We start from the raw sequence: 18,079 nt of genomic DNA on the forward strand, positions 1-18,079 counted from the left end.
ACAAATTGTCGGCTTGGAGATCCTGGAGCGTGGCAATGACATTCGCAGGTAGAACCCATTCAATTAAGACGGTGCTAGGCGCGTTCTTTTTCGTCTTCGTCGTCGCGTTCAGCACGATGGTCGTCATGGTGCCTCATGCGTCGGCGACGGTGTCGCCAGCTGCATACGAAAAGTGCAACTCTTCTCGCGAGGTCTACGATTCCGGCCAGGACGGCTACTTCAAGATGCCCGCTCGTGGGTCAAGTGTCTCGTGCTGGCTGGCTTATGACCGGAGCTACTCGAATCCGGCAGTTTCGCGACTCCAGACCCACATCAAGTTGTGCTACATCGACACTGGGCGGATCTCCTGGAGTGGCGGGTTCGCATCGGACGGCTACTTCGGCGACGATACGCTCAATGCTCTCAAGAAAATTCAGAACCGCCACGGAGTGGGCGCGGATGGCGAGTATGGTCCGACGACTCGCGACGCGATGTTCCTAAGGTGGGGCGCGAACCCTGGTGGAAGTGGTCGTGTCGGGTGTAGCAATAGCCACAATTTCTGATTTCGATTGCATCACCGGGTGCTAGCAGGCGGCAAGGTTCACGCCTGGGTGCTCGCTCACTGCGGACGGCAGTACCGGCTACGGAATCGATCATGGGATCGGTTCCGTAGCCGCAGTGATTTTCGGTGGCTATTTGGCGAGGTCAGTGGCTTGCGGCGATCTCGGCGGGGAGTCGGCTGGGCCGTGTGTCTATAGATAGGCATTTTCATTCGTAATGGCCGAGGGGTACCGTTTTCGGCATGGGTGACGCCTGATCCAGGGGCGACCGAGTTCACGTGCCGTGCTCCAATGTCCGGCTGACCCGTGGCGGTCGGCTAGCGCCCGACCTGCACGTTGCCACGGACGGGCGGCGGCTAGGGGCACGAGGAGAGCGCAGGTGCGCACGACGAGGTGCGTGCCGTTGTTGCGCGCTGCGCGGCACCGAAGTACTGGAGTGGGCGCGCGGCCTCATCGATGCGGTGATTCTGGCGGACGTGGGCGCGGCGGCTAAGGTCGGTACCAGCGCCTGAGCCCCGGTGTCGCTCCCGTGGACGTAGGTGAAACTCGGATTCACAGCAACTCGCCAGGACCGTATAGGCTCCACCCGCGTAACTCGCTCATCATGTCTTTTTTGTGTGGAGGACCCCGCATGGCTCTCGGACACCGCACGCGTGCGGTCATCGGCTCGATCGCGGCAGCAGCCGCGCTCGGAGCGCTGCTGACCGGCTGCTCGACCAGCTCGGACGAGACGGCGGAGGCCGCGGAGCAGACGGTAGAGGTCGATCCGGAGCTGCGCGCCATGCTGCCGGGTGAGCTGCTGGCGGAGTCCACGCGCATCACGGTCGGTACCGAGTCGGGCTACCCGCCGTTCGAGTACACGAACGAGGCGGGCCGCATCGTCGGCTTCGAGATCGACCTGTTCGACGCCGCCTCGGACCGGCTGGGGCTGAAGTACACGTTCCACGACATGCCGTGGGATTCGCTGGTCGAGGAGCTGTACGCGAGCAACGTCGACATCGTCGCCGCTGCCATGTCGGACACCGCACTGCGTCGGGAAGACTCCGACTTCGTCGACTACTACAACGACAGTGACGCGATCATGGTCCCCGCAGGGAACCCCGAGGGCATCAAGACGCTCAACGATCTGTGTGGTCGGACTGTTGCGGTGCTCGGTGGCACCGACCCGAAGGACCACACGTCGCAGCAGACGGCGCTGATGGCTCTCAATGAGAACGAGTGCAGCGCCAAGCCGATCACGATCATGCTCTCGGGTACGGACGCCGAAGCGCTTGCTCAGGTCGAGGCGGGCAAGGCGGACGCGGAGCTCACGCAGTGGTCCACCGGTGTGTACAACGCGAAGCAGGTCGGCTCCGGCGACATCTTCGAGGTCGGGAACTCCGAGATCATCAACCCGACACCGCTCGGTTTCCGGTTCCTCAAGGGCGACGTCGAGCTGGTCCGCGCCTACCAGGCGGCGGTGCAGAGCATCATCGACGACGGCACCTACGCCAAGATCCTCGAGAAGCACGACCTCTCGGTCGGCGCGATCGAGAAGGCCACCATCAACAACCAGCCGTGATCTTCCGCTGAGCGCCATGCAGGACGGGCCGTCCCACACCGTGGGGCGGCCCGTCGTGCTGTCGGCAGCTCACAGGGCCAGAAGATAGTGGTTAGCGTAGTGACCATTACCCGCTCCGTCGGCTAGCCTGGTAACCGAAAGGAGCAGACATGGCCAGAACGTCCCTCCGTACCCAGCGCGACCTCGCCGCCCTCGGCGACCATGTCCGCGCCTGGCGCAAGATCCACGGCCTCACGGCCCAGCTCGTCGCCGACCGTGCGGGCATCACCCGCACCACGCTCCGCGCGATCGAGACGGGCACCGGAACCGTGAGCCTGGAGAACACGTTCGCGGTGCTGCGGGTGCTCGGCGTGGCGGACGCCGTCGTCGGTGCCAGCGACCCGCTGACCACCGAGATGGGCAGGTTCCACGCGGAACGAGCCCTGCCACAGCGAGTCCGGGTCCCCAGCTGAGAGGGTGAGTCGCGGTGTCGATACATGTCGAGGTCGAGCTGCCGGGTGGTGGACGTACCTACGCCGGTGACCTCGACATGCACCTCAATCGCGGCGGCGCCCTGGTGGGCTGCACCTTCCGCTACGACGCCGCCTACCTGCGCGACCCGCGCGCCTACGCGCTGTGCCCCGAGCTGCCGCTGACGCCGGGGAACATCCCCTCCGGCAGCGACCGGCCGCTGTTCGGCGTCCTCGCGGACTGTCAGCCCGACCAGTGGGGCCGCGCCCTGCTGTTCCACGCGGAACGGCGGGCCGCCCGCACGGAGGGCCGCGGGTTCACGACGCTCACCGAGGTGGACTTCCTGCTCGGGGTGCAGGACGAGACCCGGCTGGGGGCGCTGCGCTTCTCCCTCGACGAGGGCAGGACGTTCCTGGCACCGCCGCGGTCCGAGGTCCCCGACCTCGTGGAGCTGCCGTCGCTGACGGAGGCCGCGGACGCCGTCGCACAGCACCGGGAGACCGAGCAGGACGTGCGGCTCCTGGTCGCGGCCGGGACCTCGATGGGTGGGGCGCGGCCCAAGGTGACCGTCCGGGACGGCGCGGGCGACCTGTGGATGGCCAAGCTGCCCGAGAGCGGCGACCGTTGGGACGTGCAGGCGTGGGAGTGCCTGACGCTGCGCCTCGCCTCGGACGCCGGCATCGAGGTGCCGGTGGCACGGTTGCACCGCATCGGTCCGGCACGGTCCATCCTGCTCACGCGCCGGTTCGACCGCCGGCCGGAGGGCACACGTATCGGTTTTCTGTCCGCCGACAGTCTCACGCAGAAGGCGTTCTTCGAGGTCATCGACTATCGGACGCTCGCGGAGACGCTCGCCGACCACTCGGGGCGCCCGGCCACGGACGGGCACGACCTGTTCCGGCGGGTCGCGTTCACGCTGCTCGTGCGCAACGTGGACGACCACATGAAGAACCACGGCTTCCTCCGCCGTGCGGACGGCTGGTCCCTCTCGCCCCTGTTCGACGTGAACCCCAACCCGTTCACCGTCGCCGAGTCGACGCCGCTGCTCCCCGGTGGCAACCGCATCGACCGGGACGTGCGGGAGCTGCTGGAGACGGCCGACTCCTACGGCCTGCGGCAGGACGACGCGCGGCGGGTGCTGGGGGAGGTGGCCGCGGCGACGTCGGGCTGGACCCGCGTCGCGCGCGAGATGTCCCTGCCGCCCGAGGAGATCGCCCTGATGGCGGAGGCGTTCGAGAACCCGAACCGGGACGAGGCCCGGGCGGCCTGATGCTGGGCACGCGGCACTGGTTGCAGCGAGGGCCCCCCGAGCATACTCTCAAGTTTGAGAGTCTCGTTCGTGAGACTCTCAGAAGTGAGAGTCTTCTCAGGGGGGTCAATGAACGGCTTCATCGGCCGCGACGTCGAGCTCGGCGTCTTGCGCGACAAGCTCCAGGTCGTCAGTTCTGGTAGACACGACCGCCCTGGGCGAGCGTTGCTCATCCGGGGGCGGCGTCGAGTCGGAAAGTCCCGCCTGGTCGAGCAGTTCGTCGACGGGGCGGCTCTGCCGTATGTCTATTTCACGGCTGTCGGTGGGAACCGGAGCGGTGACTTGGCAGGCTTCGTCGAGGAAATTGGATCGTCGAATCTGCCCGACGCCGCGCTTGCGTCGGACTTCGCGGAACCGACCAGTTGGGATGCGGCGTTTCGTGTCCTGGCCTCGGTACTGCCGCAGGACTCACCGACCATCGTGGTCCTTGACGAGGTGCCCTACCTGGTCCGAGAAGACGAGGCGTTCGAGGGAGCGCTGCAGAAGGCCTTCGATCGAACGCTGTCAAAGCTCCCCGTGCTGCTGATTCTCATCGGATCCGACATGGCGATGATGGAGAGTCTCAACACGCACGGGCGTCCCTTCTATCAGCGTGGCGTGGACATGGTTGTACCGCCGCTGACCCCATATGACGTGGCGACGATGCTCGGGCTCTCCGCGGCAGATGCGTTTGACGCATACCTCGTCACGGGTGGCCTCCCGCTGCTCCTGACGGAATGGGAGCGCGGGATGTCTCTTTGGGACTATCTCTCATGGTCTTTGCAGAATCCGACATCGGCCCTCCTCGTGAGTGGGGAGAGGACACTGGCCGCCGAGTTTCCTACGGAGGCGCAGGCGCGAGCGATCCTCTCTGCGATCGGCCACGGTGAGCGCACCTACTCTCTGATCGCCCGAGAGTCGAACATCGGGACGAACGTGCTGTCCAGGTCACTCCAACTGTTGATCGAGAGGCGGGCGGTCGCAGCGCAGGTTCCCTTGTCGACCAAGCCGAGCAAGGAGACTCGTTACTGGATCGACGACCCGCACCTTCGGTTCTGGCTCTCATTCGTCCAGCCAGGAACTCCGCAGATCGAACGCGGGCGTGGCGACCGCGTCCTCGAGAACGTGCGCGACAGATGGTCGACGTGGCGAGGGCGCGCCATCGAACCGGTGATTCGGGACGCCTTGTGGCGCGCTCTGGGTGACGACTTTGCTCCCGGGACGAAGGTGATCGGGGGCTATTGGACCCGGACGAACGATCCTGAGATCGACCTGGTTGGAGCCGACAGGGGACCCCTTGCGAAGCGGATCACTTTCGCAGGGTCCATCAAGTGGCTGGAGTCTCGGCCATTCGATCACCGGGACCTAGGGCGTCTGCTCGTGCATCGTTCTCAGCTGCCAGGAGCGACGGAAGACACGCCGCTTCTCGCTGTGTCCAGGAGTGGCGGTTCGGTGGACGGCATCACCGTCATATCGCCCGAGGACCTCCTTGGGGCTTGGGCGAAGTAGGAATCGGCGAACCGGCCCGATCCCGGTCTGGCCGGCCCCGGGACGTCCCGGGGATACGCTCGGGAGATGAACGGCAACACCCGGCCCATCGAGGCCTCCATCCGTACGGACTTCCGCGACGAGATGGACTACGGCTCCTACCTCGGGCTCGACGAGCTCCTCTCGGCGCAGCACCCGATGAGCGACCCGCCGCACCACGACGAGCTGCTGTTCATCATCCAGCACCAGACCACGGAGCTGTGGCTCAAGCTGGTGGTGCACGAGCTGCGCGCCGTACGAGGCTTTCTCGACAGCGACGACCTGTCGCGCGCGCTCAAGGGCCTGGCGCGGGTGAAGCACATCCAGCGCACGATCACGGAACAGTGGTCCGTGCTGGCCACCCTGACCCCGAGCGAGTACGCGGAGTTCCGCGGGTCGCTGGGGCAGTCCTCGGGCTTCCAGTCGCACCAGTACCGGGCGGTGGAGTTCCTGCTGGGCAACAAGAACGCGGGCATGCTCCAGGTCTTCCGGGGCAAGCCCGAGGTGCACGCGCAGCTGGAGCAGCTGCTCGGCGAGCCCACCGTCTACGACGCGTTCCTGCGCCTGCTGGCCCGGCGTGGGCACGAGGTACCGGCCGCGATCCTGGACCGCGACGTCACGCAGGCCTGGACGGAGCACCCCGAGCTGACCGCCGTCTTCAAGACGATCTACGAGGACCCGCACGCCCACTGGGAGCTGTACGAGGCGTGCGAGGACCTGGTCGACATCGAGGACGCGTTCCAGCTCTGGCGGTTCCGCCACCTGCGCACCGTGCAGCGCACCATCGGTTTCAAGACCGGCACCGGTGGCTCCAGCGGCGTCGGCTTCCTGAAGCGTGCCCTGGACCTGACGTTCTTTCCCGAGCTCATCTCGGTGCGCACCGAGATCGACGGCCCGCTCGGTGCCTGACGCGGCACCGGCGCCGGACGCCGTGCCGGAGGTGGCGCTGCCCGGCGTCGTCGATCGCCACGTGCACCTGGGTCTGGTCGACCGGGCGCTCCTCGCCGACGGCCCGGTCACCGAGGTGCACGACCTGGGCTGGGACCCCCGGGAGACGATCGCCTGGGCGGCCGCCCCGCCGTCGGGCCTCCGGGTGCGGTACGTCGGTCCGTTCCACACCGCGCCGGGCGGGTATCCGAGCGGGCGCTCGTGGGCACCGGATGCCGCCGTGCGCCAGGTGGGCTCTCCGCGGGCCGCTGCCGAGGCGGTGGCCGACGTCGTCGCCGGGGGCGGCTTCGCGGTCAAGGTCGCCCTGCACGCGGGCATGGCGCTGCTGTCCGACGACGTCCTGCGCGCGCTGGTCACGGAGGCGCACTCGGTGGGGCTGCCCGTCGTCGTGCACGCCGAGGGTGCGGGCCAGACCGAGCGCGCCGTGACCGCGGGTGCGGACACGCTGGTGCACGTGCCCTGGACGGAGCCGCTGTCGCCCGGGCTGATCGCCCGGGCGGCGCACATGACCTGGGTCTCGACGCTCGCGATCCACGACGCGCCCGGTGGGTCGGCCGGTCTCGACCGCGCACTCGACAACGCGCGGCGGTTCGTCGCCGCGGGGGGCACGCTCGTCTACGGGACGGACATGGGCAACGGCCCGACGCCGGTCGGCGTGAACGAGCGCGAGATCGAGCTGCTGGGCGAGGTGGGCCTGTCGGGGGAGGCGCTGCTGCGCGCGGTCCTGGGGCCGCCGGACGCGCCGGCGCTGGCGGCTCGGCTCCCGGTGCCCCGCACGGCGGCCGAGCTGATCGCCTGGCTCCGGTCGGCGGTACGGCCAGCCCAGCGCCCACCGGGCCACGGACTGCGGCCCTGACTCGCTGTACCAGGTACACCGAGTCAGGGCCGCAGTCCCCCCATGCGGCACGTCAAGGACCGGGTGCGGCTAGTTGCGGTTGATCGTGAACGTCGACGTGTCGTTCACGATGTCGCGGTAGTTGTTCTCCAGGGTCAGGTTGTTGAACGTCACCGAACCCACGGCCGGGCCCTGCCCTGCCTCCGGCATCGGGTTGGCCCAGATCCCGTACCCCGAGCGGTCGTCGTACTGGTCGCCGCTGCGCTGCGCACCGGTGATCGACACGTCCGTGAACACGGTGTCCTGGATCGGGTTCACCGGCTGTCCGCCGACGTACTGGGTCTGGAACATGATCCCGGAGTACGTCGGGTCCACGATGTCGAGGTCGTCGACCCGGATCGCGGTGAACGCCTTCGACGCGGAGAACAGCCACACCGCCGGGAACACCTGGTCACCCCAGAAGTGTCCGCCGGAGCGCACCACGGAGATGCCCTCGAAGGTGGTCGGCGCGGGACCGAACCCCTCCATCGGGTACCCGAAGTCCAGCGAGCTGATGGTCACCCCCGAGTACACGAGCGTGTCCGCGATGTAGATGTTGCGGAACGTGTTGTCCTGCCCGCCGTAGACGGCCAGCCCGGCAGCCCGCCAGGTGTTCGTGGACGTCAGGTTCTCGAACACGTTGCCCCGCTGGCCGCTGCCCCCGGCGTCGGTGGCGGCGAACAGCGCGAAGGAGTCGTCCCCGGTGCCGCGCGCCTGGTTGTTGTGGACATGGTTGTTCGCGCTTCCGTTGGTCATGTTCAGAGCGTCCGCGAACGTGTTGCGGATCCGCGAGTCCTTGATCTCCGAGTTGTCCATGTTGGCCGCCCAGAACATGCAGATCATGTGCTCGACCCAGATGTTGTCGATGGTCATGTCGGAGATGTTCGCGAAGTCGAAGACCTTGCCCGGCCCGTCGATCCGCGACGTGTAGTTGCCGAAGTAGGCGAAGTCGCGGAACGTCGAGCCGTTCGCCGTGCCCTCGGCCCGGAACCCGATGTCGGTGTTCTCCTGCGTGGCGGGTGCGTGGAACCGGGTGAACCACGGCCCGGCGCCCACGATGTCGACCGCCTTGCCGTAGACCTGGAACTTGCTGGCGGTCTGGTAGTCGCCGGCAGGGAGGTACACCCCGGCCAGGTTGCCTGTCGAGTCCATGCGGAACCGGTCGAGCGCGTTCTGGACGGCCTGGTGGGAGAAGCCGTCGGGCTCGACGTACCGGGCCGGGTCAGGGTTGGCCTGCGGCGTCACCTGCTCGAGGTCGACGAAGTCGACGGTGTACCTGCTGGTGTTGCTCGCCGTCTTCTGCAGCCGGATCGTCGAGCCCGCCTCGACGGTGGTGCCGAGCAGGGCGTTCGCCTCGTCGTAGATGTGCCGCGGCGCGCCCTGGCCGGGCTGGTTGCCCGGGTTCGCCTCGTTGCCGTACAGCCAGGCGTACCGCGAGGTGAGGTCGATGTTCTTGAGGAACTCGCCGTCGACATACACGGCCAGCGTGGCCTCGGTGCCGCCGCCCCCCGCGGCGTCGGGCAGCGAGAACCGCACCACCAGGGAGTTGGCCACCGCACGCGTGGTCCACTCGACGTAGGCGCCGGTCCGGTCCAGCGTCACCGCCCGGCGGCCGGACGCCTCGCCCGCGAGGTCGCCGACCACCCGGTTCGGCCCGACGGCGATCGCACCGCCGCCCGACACGCCGTCCTCCGCCTCGTAGGTGTCGAACGGCATGTTCGCGCCGCGGCCGATGAACAGTGGCTGGGTGACCTCGTTGTTCGCCCGCTTGGCCGCGACCTCCGTCGGGTCGGTGGCCGCGGTCACCGTGACGTCGAACGAGCCGTCGGCGGCCGGCCACGAACCCAGGTCGACACTCTGGCTGGTGCCGCCCGCAGCGATCGTGCCGGAGACCGATCCCGTCAGCGTCCGCACGACCGCGCCGGCGTCGTCCCGCACGGTGACCGTGAGGTCGTGCGGTCCGGAGCTCGTGGCGAGCGTGCCGCGGTTCGCGATCCGGGCCGAGAACGTCACCGTCTCGCCCGCGGCGGGCGTGGTCGGTGTCCAGGACACGGTCGGCACCAGGTCGGAGCTCGCGACCTCCGTCACCACCAGCGGGTCCGGGTGCGTGTAGGTGTTGTCGCTCTCGGACTGCTCGGCGACGGCGCCCGCGGGGTCCACCTCCGCCCCGAGCTCGTAGGAGCCGGCGGCCTGTGAGCCGATGTCCGCGGTGACGGTGGCCTCCGCGCCCGCGTCGAGCGCCCCCACCTGGCCGGTGGCCACCTCGTCGCCGTCGGCCGTGAAGGAGACGTCCGTCGCGCCCGAGGCCTCGGTGCCGATGTTCTTCACGACGGCCGACAGGGTCACGTCGTCCGACTCCGTGGGCGACGCGGGGTCCGCCGCGACGCCGGTGACCGTCAGGTTGGGGTTCGCAGCCGGCACGCCGAACACCTGCAGCTCGGCCACCTGTCCGTTGCCCGCACCCGTGTTCCCGGTGAACCGGAGCCGCACGTCGCGCGCCGTGCCGGTGACGGGAACGGTCACGGAGTTGCCCGTGGCGGGGGAGAAGGCATGATCGGCCGACGGCGCGAGCGTGCTCCACGCGTCCCCGGCCCCCGTGCGGCCCTGCACCTCGAACGTCTGCGTGCGCGGTCCCCAGGCCGCGGCCGGCGGCACCTGCACGACGACGGCGCTCAGCTCGGCCGGGGACTCCAGCGCCACCGCGAGCGTGCTCGGGTACTGCCCGCCCGCACCCTCCCAGTAGGTCGAGGTGTCACCGTCGTTGGCATTCGCGGCGACGTAGGTCCACTGGGTCGACGACGCCTGGATGTCCCGGCCCGCCGCGAGGTCCGTGCCCTCCACCGGCTCGTCGGGGTCGGGAGCGGCCCTGGTGCCGCGTACCTCGAGCTCGGACAGCTGGCCCGCCGGCCAGCCGCTGTTGGCGGAGACGGCGACCCGCACGTAGCGCGCCTCCGTGTCCGGCACGTCGATCGTCACCGTGTTCCCCGACGCCGGGTCGAAGCGCCGCTCGGCGCTCGCCGCCAGGGTGGTGAAGGCCGACCCGTCGGTGCCCGCCTGGACCGACAGCGTCTGTGTCCGGGCCTCCCACGTGGCGGGAAGCCGGAGCACCACCTCCTCGACGGTCGCGCCGGCACCGACGTCGACCTGTGCCCACTGGGGGAGGGCGCCGTTGGTCGACTCCCAGTAGGTGGCCTGGTCGCCGTCGGTGAGGTTCTCGGCCAGGTAGGGCGCGTTGTTGCTGCTGGCCGCCGCAGGTGCGCCCGAGGAGAGGACGGCGGGCGCTGCGGCGGCGGGTGTGGGCACCAGCGTCACCGCCGTGAGGGCGGTGGCCGCGAGTACGGACACGAACGCGGGAGCGGGTCCCGGTCTGCGGAGATGGCCCGGTACGTGGCGTGGCGTTGCGGAGCGGAACATCATCGTCCCCGATCTCCCGTCGTCCTTGACGGGCGTCGTCACCAGGATGGAACTTCGGTACTTGCCATGTTGCTGTAGAGAAACAAGCGCGACTCTGTCGAATTCTTGCAATCGACTGGCATGGACAGTACTGAGGGCGGTACTGGACCGTCAAGGGTTCGGCGGGCAGGTCCGGGCGCGGAGGTTCAGGACGTACGCTCGGGCCGAAGCCGAACGACCTGGAGCACCCTGTGACCGACGCCGTATCTCCTGCCGACCCGGCCGCCGCGCCGCCCGTCGCTCTGCCTGCCGCGCTGCGTGAGCGGGCCGCCGCGCTCGACGTGGCCGATCCGCTGGCCCGGTACCGCGACCGCTTCGTCCCGAGCGAGGGGCTGGTCGCCTACCTCGACGGCAACTCGCTGGGCCGGCCGCTGAGCGCCACGCGCGAACGCCTCGCGTCCTTCGTGGACGGACCGTGGGCCGCGCGGCTGATCCGGTCCTGGGACGAGGGCTGGATGGACGCACCCACCGAGCTGGGCGACACGCTCGGCCGGGTCGCCCTGGGCGCGGCCCCGGGCCAGACCGTCGTCGCCGACTCCACGACGGTGCTGCTCTACAAGCTGGCCCGCGCCGCCGTCGACGCGCGGCCGGGCCGCCGCGTGATCGTCGCCGACACGGAGAACTTCCCCACGGACCGGTTCGTGCTGCAGGGCATCGCCGCCGAGCGGGACCTCGAGCTGCGCTGGATCACGCCCGACCCCGAGGCCGGGGTGACACCGGAGGACGTCGCGGCCGCCATCGGCCAGGACACCGCCCTGGTGCTGCTCAGCCATGTCGCCTACAAGTCCGGGTACGTCGCCGACCTGCCGGCGATCACGCGGGTGGTGCACGACGCCGGCGCGCTGGTCCTGTGGGACCTGTGCCACTCGGCCGGCTCGGTCCCGCTGGACCTGGACGCCGACGGCGTGGACATCGCCGTCGGCTGCACGTACAAGTACCTGAACGGCGGGCCGGGCTCGCCCGCCTTCGCCTACCTGGCCGCCGGCCTGCAGGACGAGGTGCGCCAGCCGGTCCAGGGCTGGATGGGTGCCGCCGACCCGTTCGCGATGGGATCCGACTACGAGCCCGCCACCGGGATCAGGCAGCTCATCAGCGGCACGCCGCCGGTGATCGGGATGCTGCCGATGCGCGACATGCTCGCGCTCGTCGAGGAGGCGGGGATGCCGGCGGTGCGCACGAAGTCGCTGGCGCTGACCGGGTTCGCGATGGAGATCGCCGACGAGTACCTGCCCGGGGTCCGGGTCGCCTCGCCGCGTGCGCCGGAGCGCAGGGGGAGCCACATCATGCTCGACCACCCCGACTTCAAGCGCGTGGTGGCGCAGGCCTGGGAGCGTGGCGTGATCCCGGACTTCCGCCCGCCGCAGGGCCTCCGTGTAGGCCTCTCCCCGCTGAGCACCAGCTTCGAGGAGGTCGCGCAGGGCCTCTGGCTGATTCGCACCCTCCTGACCTGACCGGCTTCGTCGAGTGCTGAGATCTCCTTCGAGGCCTAAGTTTCTTCGCTTTGCGGCCGCTCAGAGCGAAGAAACTTAGGCCTCGAAGGGGAGGGGAGGGCCGCGTCAGCGCGACGGTCAGGTGAGGGAGAGGGCCAGCGCGCCCAGCGACCTCAGGGTCTCCTCGGCGGCCTGCTCGTCGTAGCCGCGCGTGCAGACGGAGATCACCAGGGTGCTCGGCCCCGGCTCGCCGACGAACGCGACGTCGTGCCGGATACCGTCCACCCACCCGGACTTGGAGCCGAACGGGATGCCGTGCGGTACGGCGGCGGTGAGCTGCCGGTCGGTCTGGCGCCCGAGCAGCTCGCACATCCAGGCGGTGCGCTCCACGCCGGCCAGCTTGCCCGTGACCAGGGCGGACATGAGCAGGCACAGGTCGGCGGCGGTGGTCCGGTGCGTGGCGCCGGCCCGTTCGGCGGCCAGGTCCGAGTACTTGCGGCCGAAGACGGAGCCGGTCGCGCCGGCGTCGGCCAGTACCTTGTTGACGGCGGGCAGGCCCACGCGGTCGGCGACCATGTTGGTCGCCTCGTTGGACGAGACGGTGATCATGCGCTCGATGACGTCGCCGAACGGCATCGGGGTGCCGTCGGGCGGGAGCTCGCTGTCCACGTCGTCCGGCTCGATGGTGTACTCGCCCGCGCCGGGCACCTGCGAGGTGAAGGTGCGGGTGGCGGTGCGGGTCTCGTCGAGGCGCGCGGTGCCGGCGTCGAGCTCGCGTGCCGCCGCGACGAGCACGGCGAGCTTCACGGTGGAGGCCGCGTAGAAGTCCAGGTGGTCCTGGCGCGCGGCCAGCACCTCGCCCGACGCCCGGGCGATCCGGTAGGCCACCACCGGGACCCCGTCACTATGGGTTCCTGTCGACACCATCTCGGTCCGTCCTCTCGTCGATCCTCGCCCTGGTCCTACTGCGCTCTGGTCCTACTGCGCTGCGGGTCTACTGCGCTGCGGGTCTACTGCGCTGCGGGTCTACTGCGCTGCGGGTCTACTGCGCTGCGGGTCTACTGCGCTGCGGGTCTACTTCGCGGTCGTGTGCACCACGTCGGCCCAGGCCCGGACCAGCGCACGTGACTGCGCCTCGTTCTCGGCCGCGTGGACCAGCGCCGCCGCGGCCAGCGCCGTCCGGTCGATGCCCTGCTCCGAGAGCGCGGCCTCGTCCCAGGTCGCGACACGCTCCGGCCGCGCCTCCGGGTGGAACTGCAGGCCCCACGCCCGGTCGCCCACGCGGAACGCCTGGATCGGGCAGTCCCCGCTCGAGACCAGCAGGGTCGCTGACGGCGGGAGGGTGGTCACCGAGTCCTCGTGGTTCTCGATCATCCACAACGGCTCGTCGGGAACGCCCGGCAGGTCGCCGAAGACCGGGTCGTCCGCCGCGGCGGGGAGCACCGTGAGCGGGCACATGCCGCGCTCCGTCTCGCCCGACCGTGCCGTCACGCCGCCACCCGTGACGTGCGCCAGCAGCTGTCCGCCGAGGCACAGGCCGAGCACCGGTACGCCGTCGGCCAGCGCCTCGGTGGTCAGCCTGCGCTCCCGCGCGAGGAAGGGGTGGTGCAGGTCGTCGTCCGGCATGAAGCCGCCACCGAGCAGCACCAGTCCCGCGAACCCGTCCAGGGTCTCGGGGAGCTCGGCGCCGGGGGTGAGGACGGGCTCGAGGCCGGCTTCGGGGAGCCATTCTGCGAGCCGGCCCATCAGGCTGGTGGGCGAGTTCAAGACAACCAGGACACGCGTCATACCTCGACCCTAGGTGCCGCCAGCTCTCGCGCGAAGTGGCAGGCCACCACGTGGGCACCGGCGTCTGCGCTGGTCAGGTGCCGATCAGGCGTGCCACCGGAAGTTCCGGACACGCCAGCAGCGGGTGCGTCGAGGCGCGGGACCAGTGCCGGCGCCTCCGTCTCGCACACCGTGGGCACGCGTCGCAGGCCCCGTTCAGGATCCCCCGCCGGGGCTCCGGCCTGCTCTGGCTGCGCCTCCGGCAGCGTGGGGGCGAGCCAGCAGCGCGTATGGAACGGGCAGCCCACCGGCGGGTCCACGGGGGACGGCGGGTCGCCCTCCAGGACGATCGCCCTGACGCTGCGCCTGCCGCTCGCGCCGTCGGCCGCGCCGTCGCTCGTGCCCGCCGGGACCAGCCGGACGGACGGATCGGGCACGGGTACCGCCGACAGCAGCGCCTGCGTGTACGGGTGCTGGGCCGTGTCGTACACGTCGGCCTCGGACCCCTGCTCGACGATGCGCCCGAGGTACATCACCGCGACCTCGTGGGCGATGTGCCGCACCACGCCCAGGTCGTGCGCGACGAAGAGGTAGGACAGCCCGAGCTCCGCCTGGAGGTCCTCGAGGAGGTTGATGACCTGTCCCTGCACCGACACGTCCAGGGCGGACACGGGCTCGTCGCACACCAGGATCTTGGGCCGCAGCGCGAGCGCCCGGGCGATTCCGACACGCTGCCGCTGGCCGCCCGAGAACTGGTGCGGGTACCGGTTCGCATGGTCGGGGTCGAGGCCGACGAGCTCCAGCAGCTCGCCCACGGCGGCCCGCCGTCCGCCCGCCGGGTCCGTGCGATGGATCGCGAACGGCTCGCCCACGATCTCGCTCACCGACATCCGCGGGTTCAGCGACGTGTACGGGTCCTGGAAGACCATCTGCACGTCGCGGCGCAGCTGTTTGCGCCCGGCGCGCGACAGGTGCAGCACGTCCTCGCCGTCGACGAGCACCTCGCCGCTGGTCGGCTTCTCGATACCGACCAGCACCCGGGCGAGCGTCGACTTGCCGGAACCGGACTCGCCGACCAGGCCCAGGGTGCGACCGCGGTCCAGGGTGAGCGAGACGCCGTCGACCGCCTTCACCGCGTCGACCGAGCGGCGCAGCAGGCCGTTGCGCACCGGGTAGTGCTTGACGAGGTCACGCACCTCGAGCACGGGGTCAGTCATCGCGGCCTCCGGTGTCCGTGTCGGTGTCGGGTGTCGCGCCGTCGTCGGCCGCCGGCTCCCGGCCCGCCATGATGTCGGCCGCGAAGTGGCACGTCGCCATCCGGCCCGCGGCGGGGACGGCCGCCGGTGGCACGTCCGTGCGGCACACGTCGCGGACCGCGTCGCAGCGGGGGTGGAACGGGCAGCCGGACGGCATGGTGGCCGGGCTCGGTGGGCGGCCGGGGATCATGGGCAGGCGTGCCGCGCCGGACGCGGACGGGATCGAGCGCAGGAGCGCCCGGGTGTAGGGGTGCGCCGGTGTCGTGTAGACGGGCAGCACCGGCGCCTGTTCGACGGCGGTCCCCGAGTACATGACGGTGACGTCGTCCGCGACGCCGGCGACGACGCCGAGGTCGTGCGTGATCAGCACGAGCCCCATCCGCCGCTCCGCCTGGATCTCGGCGAGGAGCCGCAGCACCTGTGCCTGCACGGTGACGTCGAGGGCGGTGGTGGGCTCGTCGGCGATGAGCACGTCGGGGTCCATGGCCAGGGCCGAGGCGATCATGACGCGCTGGCGCATACCGCCCGAGAACTGGTGCGGGTACTCCTTGACGCGCGCCTTCGCGTTCGGCACCTTGACCAGGTCGAGCAGCTCGACGGCCCGCTTGCGGGCCTCGGCCCGCGACATCCCGCGCCGCGCCCGCAGCGCCTCGGTGAGCTGGTAGCCCACGGTGTGCACGGGGTTCAGCGCGGCCAGGGCGTCCTGGAACACCATCGCGACCTGGTCGCCACAGCGCGCACGGTGCTCCTTGCGGCTCATGCCGAGCAGGTCGGTGCCGGCCAGGCGGACACTGCCGCTCGTGACGCGGGCCGTGTCCGGGAGCAGGCCCATCACGGCCAGCGACGACACGGACTTGCCGGAGCCGGACTCGCCCACGATGGCGAGGGTGCGGCCGGCCTCCACGCGGTAGGACAGCCCGTCGACGGCGCGGACCGGCCCGTCCGGCGTACGGAACTCGACGGCGAGGTCGGTGACCTCGAGGAGCGCGCTGCTCGATGCCGTACCGGGGGCCGAGTCCGGTGTGCCGTTCGACGCCGGCCGCGTGACGGCGCTCATGCGGTGAGCCTCGGGTCGAGGGCGTCGCGCAGGGCGTCGCCGAGCACCACCAGGGACAGGACGGCGGCGATCAGGCAGATCAGCGGGGCGAGCAGGATGTGCGGCGCACCGCCGAGCACCCACTCGGAGCCCTGCGAGATCTGGATCCCCCAGCTCGTCGCGGGCGGGCGCACCCCGATGCCCAGGAAGGACAGCACTGCCTCCGTGCCGATGACTGCCGCGATGGACGTCGGTACGAGTGCCGTGACCGGCCCGATGGCGTTGGGCAGGACGTGGCGGAACATGATGCGCAGGTCTGAGGCGCCCAGCGAGCGGGCGGCGGTCACGTAGTCCAGGTTCTTCGCCTCCAGGACGCTGGCGCGGACGTACCGGGCGTAGCCCATCCAGTTGAACAGGATCAGCACGACGGCGGGCAGCAGGATCACGTTGAAGGTGCCGGCGCCCAGGTCCACGTTCTTGAACAGCGAGAGCAGCAGCAGCGCGGCCAGCAGCAGCGGCACGACGAGGAATACCTCGATGGTGCGCGAGATCAGGTAGTCCGCCCAGCCCAGGTAGTAGCCGGCGAGCAGGCCGAGCGTGACGCCGATGAGCAGCGAGGCGCCCACGACGACGAACGCGAGCAGCAGGGACGGCCGTACGCCGGCCACCATGGTGGCGAGCACGTCGCAGCCGAGCGCGTCGGTGCCGAGCGGGTGGGCGGCGCCCCAGCCCTGCGGGTCCAGCCGGGCCTCGCGGATGTTGCACGCGCGCGGGCTCGTCGTGGTGAACAGCAGCGGGAACGCGGCCATGACCGCGAAGAACAGGACGATCAGGGCGGCGACGATCACGTCGGGCCGGCGGCGCAGCGTGCGCCACGCGGCGGAGAGGAGGCCGACGTCATTCATAGCGGATCCTCGGGTCGAGAAGGGCGTAGGCGATGTCGACGATGATCATCACCACGACGGTCACGGCGGTCAGCAGGGTGACGACGGCGATCACGAGCGCGACGTCGTCGTCCCGCACCGCCTGCCACAGCACGCCGCCGATGCCGTAGATGTTCATGATCCCCTCGGTGATGACGGCGCCGCCGAGCCCCTCGACGAAGGCCAGGCCGATGGCGGTCACCACGGGCACCGAGGAGTTGCGCACGACGTGGTTGAGGATGACGTGCCGCTCGCCGAGGCCCTTCGACCGGGCGGTGCGGACGTGGTCGCCCTGGTAGGACTCGAGCTGGCTGGCACGGACGAGGCGGATGAACGCGGCGGAGCCGGCCAGGCCGAGCAGGATGCCGGGAACGATGATCGTGGCCCACGGGTGGCTCGAGTCGAACGAGGGCCGGAACCAGTACGGCGGCCAGGAGTTCTCGCCGAACGTCGCCTCGGACCAGCGGTTCAGCGGCACCGCGACGACGTACCGGTACACGACGAGCAGCACGAAGACCGGGAACGCGTCGATGAGCACCGACGTGAGCCGGATCCCGTGGTCGCCGGGGGACCCGCGCCAGCGTGCGGCGACGGAGCCGAGGAGCATGCCGAGGGCGAGCCACGTGACCAGCACCACGCTGAACAGCCGCAGGGTGTTGGGTGCCGCGCTGGCGACGATGTCGGAGATCTCGCGGCCGCGCAGGTTCGTCCCGAGGTCGCCGCTCGCGTACTGGCCGAGGCGCTCGACGAACGGGCCGAGGCACGGGTTGCCGGGCTGGTCGAAGCAGGGGTCGTCGAGGTTGAAGCGCTGCTCGACGGCAGCGATCTGCGCCGGTGACGCGACGCGGTCGCCGAAGAAGGCCTGCGCCGGGCTGCCGTTGAGCTGGATGGCGACGGTCGTGAGCAGGTGCAGCACGAACATCACGAGCAGGAGCGTGCCGACGGCCTGCAGCACGCGCCTCAGGATGTAGCGACCCATGGCCTAGGTGAACCTCTTGCTTCCGCGCTGTGGTCTTGTCGTGGGCGC

15 protein-coding genes are annotated in these 18,079 nt (G+C 70.1%); 8 read left to right on the forward strand and 7 right to left on the reverse strand.

Annotated elements, in window-relative coordinates; all coding sequences use genetic code 11:
* The first annotated feature begins 35 nt into the window (after positions 1-35).
* The 7 genes from ACFSL2_RS20915 to ACFSL2_RS20945 all read left to right on the forward strand — a co-directional run bounded on the left by ACFSL2_RS20915 (position 36) and on the right by ACFSL2_RS20945 (position 7,169).
* On the forward strand, positions 36-542 hold the full coding sequence (locus tag ACFSL2_RS20915; RefSeq protein WP_377200864.1) for a peptidoglycan-binding domain-containing protein: 507 nt from the start codon (positions 36-38) through the stop codon (positions 540-542).
* A 628-nt stretch (positions 543-1,170) separates the two neighbouring features.
* Entirely contained in the window at positions 1,171-2,100 is a 930-nt protein-coding gene (locus tag ACFSL2_RS20920) for an ABC transporter substrate-binding protein (RefSeq protein WP_377199686.1), read from the forward strand.
* 149 nt (positions 2,101-2,249) lie between these two features.
* On the forward strand, positions 2,250-2,552 hold the full coding sequence (locus ACFSL2_RS20925; RefSeq protein ID WP_357474878.1) for a helix-turn-helix transcriptional regulator: 303 nt from the start codon (positions 2,250-2,252) through the stop codon (positions 2,550-2,552).
* 14 nt (positions 2,553-2,566) lie between these two features.
* Entirely contained in the window at positions 2,567-3,820 is a 1,254-nt protein-coding gene (locus ACFSL2_RS20930) for a type II toxin-antitoxin system HipA family toxin (RefSeq protein WP_377199687.1), read from the forward strand.
* A 108-nt stretch (positions 3,821-3,928) separates the two neighbouring features.
* Positions 3,929-5,347, forward strand: coding sequence for an ATP-binding protein (locus ACFSL2_RS20935; RefSeq protein ID WP_377199688.1), 1,419 nt, complete (start codon positions 3,929-3,931; stop codon positions 5,345-5,347).
* Between the two features lie 66 nt (positions 5,348-5,413).
* Entirely contained in the window at positions 5,414-6,274 is an 861-nt protein-coding gene (gene kynA / locus ACFSL2_RS20940) for a tryptophan 2,3-dioxygenase (RefSeq protein ID WP_377199689.1), read from the forward strand.
* Positions 6,267-7,169: an amidohydrolase family protein gene (locus ACFSL2_RS20945; protein ID WP_377199690.1), complete on the forward strand. Its 903-nt coding sequence runs from the start codon at positions 6,267-6,269 to the stop codon at positions 7,167-7,169. The genes kynA and ACFSL2_RS20945 overlap by 8 nt, the downstream gene beginning before the upstream one ends.
* Positions 7,170-7,238: 69 nt before the next feature.
* On the opposite strand, the gene ACFSL2_RS20950 is transcribed toward ACFSL2_RS20945, so the two are convergent.
* Positions 7,239-10,532, reverse strand: coding sequence for a discoidin domain-containing protein (locus ACFSL2_RS20950; RefSeq protein ID WP_377199691.1), 3,294 nt, complete (start codon positions 10,530-10,532; stop codon positions 7,239-7,241).
* 299 nt (positions 10,533-10,831) lie between these two features.
* Here ACFSL2_RS20950 and ACFSL2_RS20955 point away from each other — a divergent pair, with 299 nt between their 5' ends.
* On the forward strand, positions 10,832-12,091 hold the full coding sequence (locus tag ACFSL2_RS20955) for a kynureninase (RefSeq protein ID WP_377199692.1): 1,260 nt from the start codon (positions 10,832-10,834) through the stop codon (positions 12,089-12,091).
* Positions 12,092-12,208: 117 nt separating this feature from the next.
* Here ACFSL2_RS20955 and ACFSL2_RS20960 read toward each other — a convergent pair whose 3' ends face one another.
* From ACFSL2_RS20960 to ACFSL2_RS20985, 6 genes are all read right to left on the reverse strand, one after another.
* The gene (locus ACFSL2_RS20960; RefSeq protein WP_377199693.1) at positions 12,209-12,997 is read right to left on the reverse strand and encodes a serine hydrolase; all 789 of its coding nucleotides are present in this window, start codon (positions 12,995-12,997) and stop codon (positions 12,209-12,211) included.
* A gap of 147 nt (positions 12,998-13,144) precedes the next feature.
* Positions 13,145-13,858 (reverse strand): type 1 glutamine amidotransferase, encoded by a 714-nt coding sequence (locus ACFSL2_RS20965; protein WP_377199694.1) that lies wholly within the window; start codon positions 13,856-13,858, stop codon positions 13,145-13,147.
* Positions 13,855-15,054, reverse strand: a complete 1,200-nt coding sequence (locus ACFSL2_RS20970) for an ABC transporter ATP-binding protein (RefSeq protein ID WP_377199695.1) — start codon at positions 15,052-15,054, stop codon at positions 13,855-13,857. The genes ACFSL2_RS20965 and ACFSL2_RS20970 overlap by 4 nt, the downstream gene beginning before the upstream one ends.
* Positions 15,047-16,150 (reverse strand): ABC transporter ATP-binding protein, encoded by a 1,104-nt coding sequence (locus tag ACFSL2_RS20975; RefSeq protein WP_377199696.1) that lies wholly within the window; start codon positions 16,148-16,150, stop codon positions 15,047-15,049. The genes ACFSL2_RS20970 and ACFSL2_RS20975 overlap by 8 nt, the downstream gene beginning before the upstream one ends.
* Complete coding sequence (locus ACFSL2_RS20980; RefSeq protein ID WP_377199697.1) at positions 16,147-17,034, reverse strand: ABC transporter permease; 888 nt, start codon at positions 17,032-17,034, stop codon at positions 16,147-16,149. The genes ACFSL2_RS20975 and ACFSL2_RS20980 overlap by 4 nt, the downstream gene beginning before the upstream one ends.
* Positions 17,027-18,031, reverse strand: coding sequence for an ABC transporter permease (locus tag ACFSL2_RS20985; protein ID WP_377199698.1), 1,005 nt, complete (start codon positions 18,029-18,031; stop codon positions 17,027-17,029). Before ACFSL2_RS20985 ends, ACFSL2_RS20980 begins: the two co-directional genes overlap by 8 nt.
* Between the last annotated feature and the right edge of the window lie 48 nt (positions 18,032-18,079).

The sequence above is a fragment of the Promicromonospora aerolata genome, from assembly GCF_042682255.1.
Classification (GTDB): Bacteria; Actinomycetota; Actinomycetes; order Actinomycetales; family Cellulomonadaceae; genus Promicromonospora; species Promicromonospora aerolata.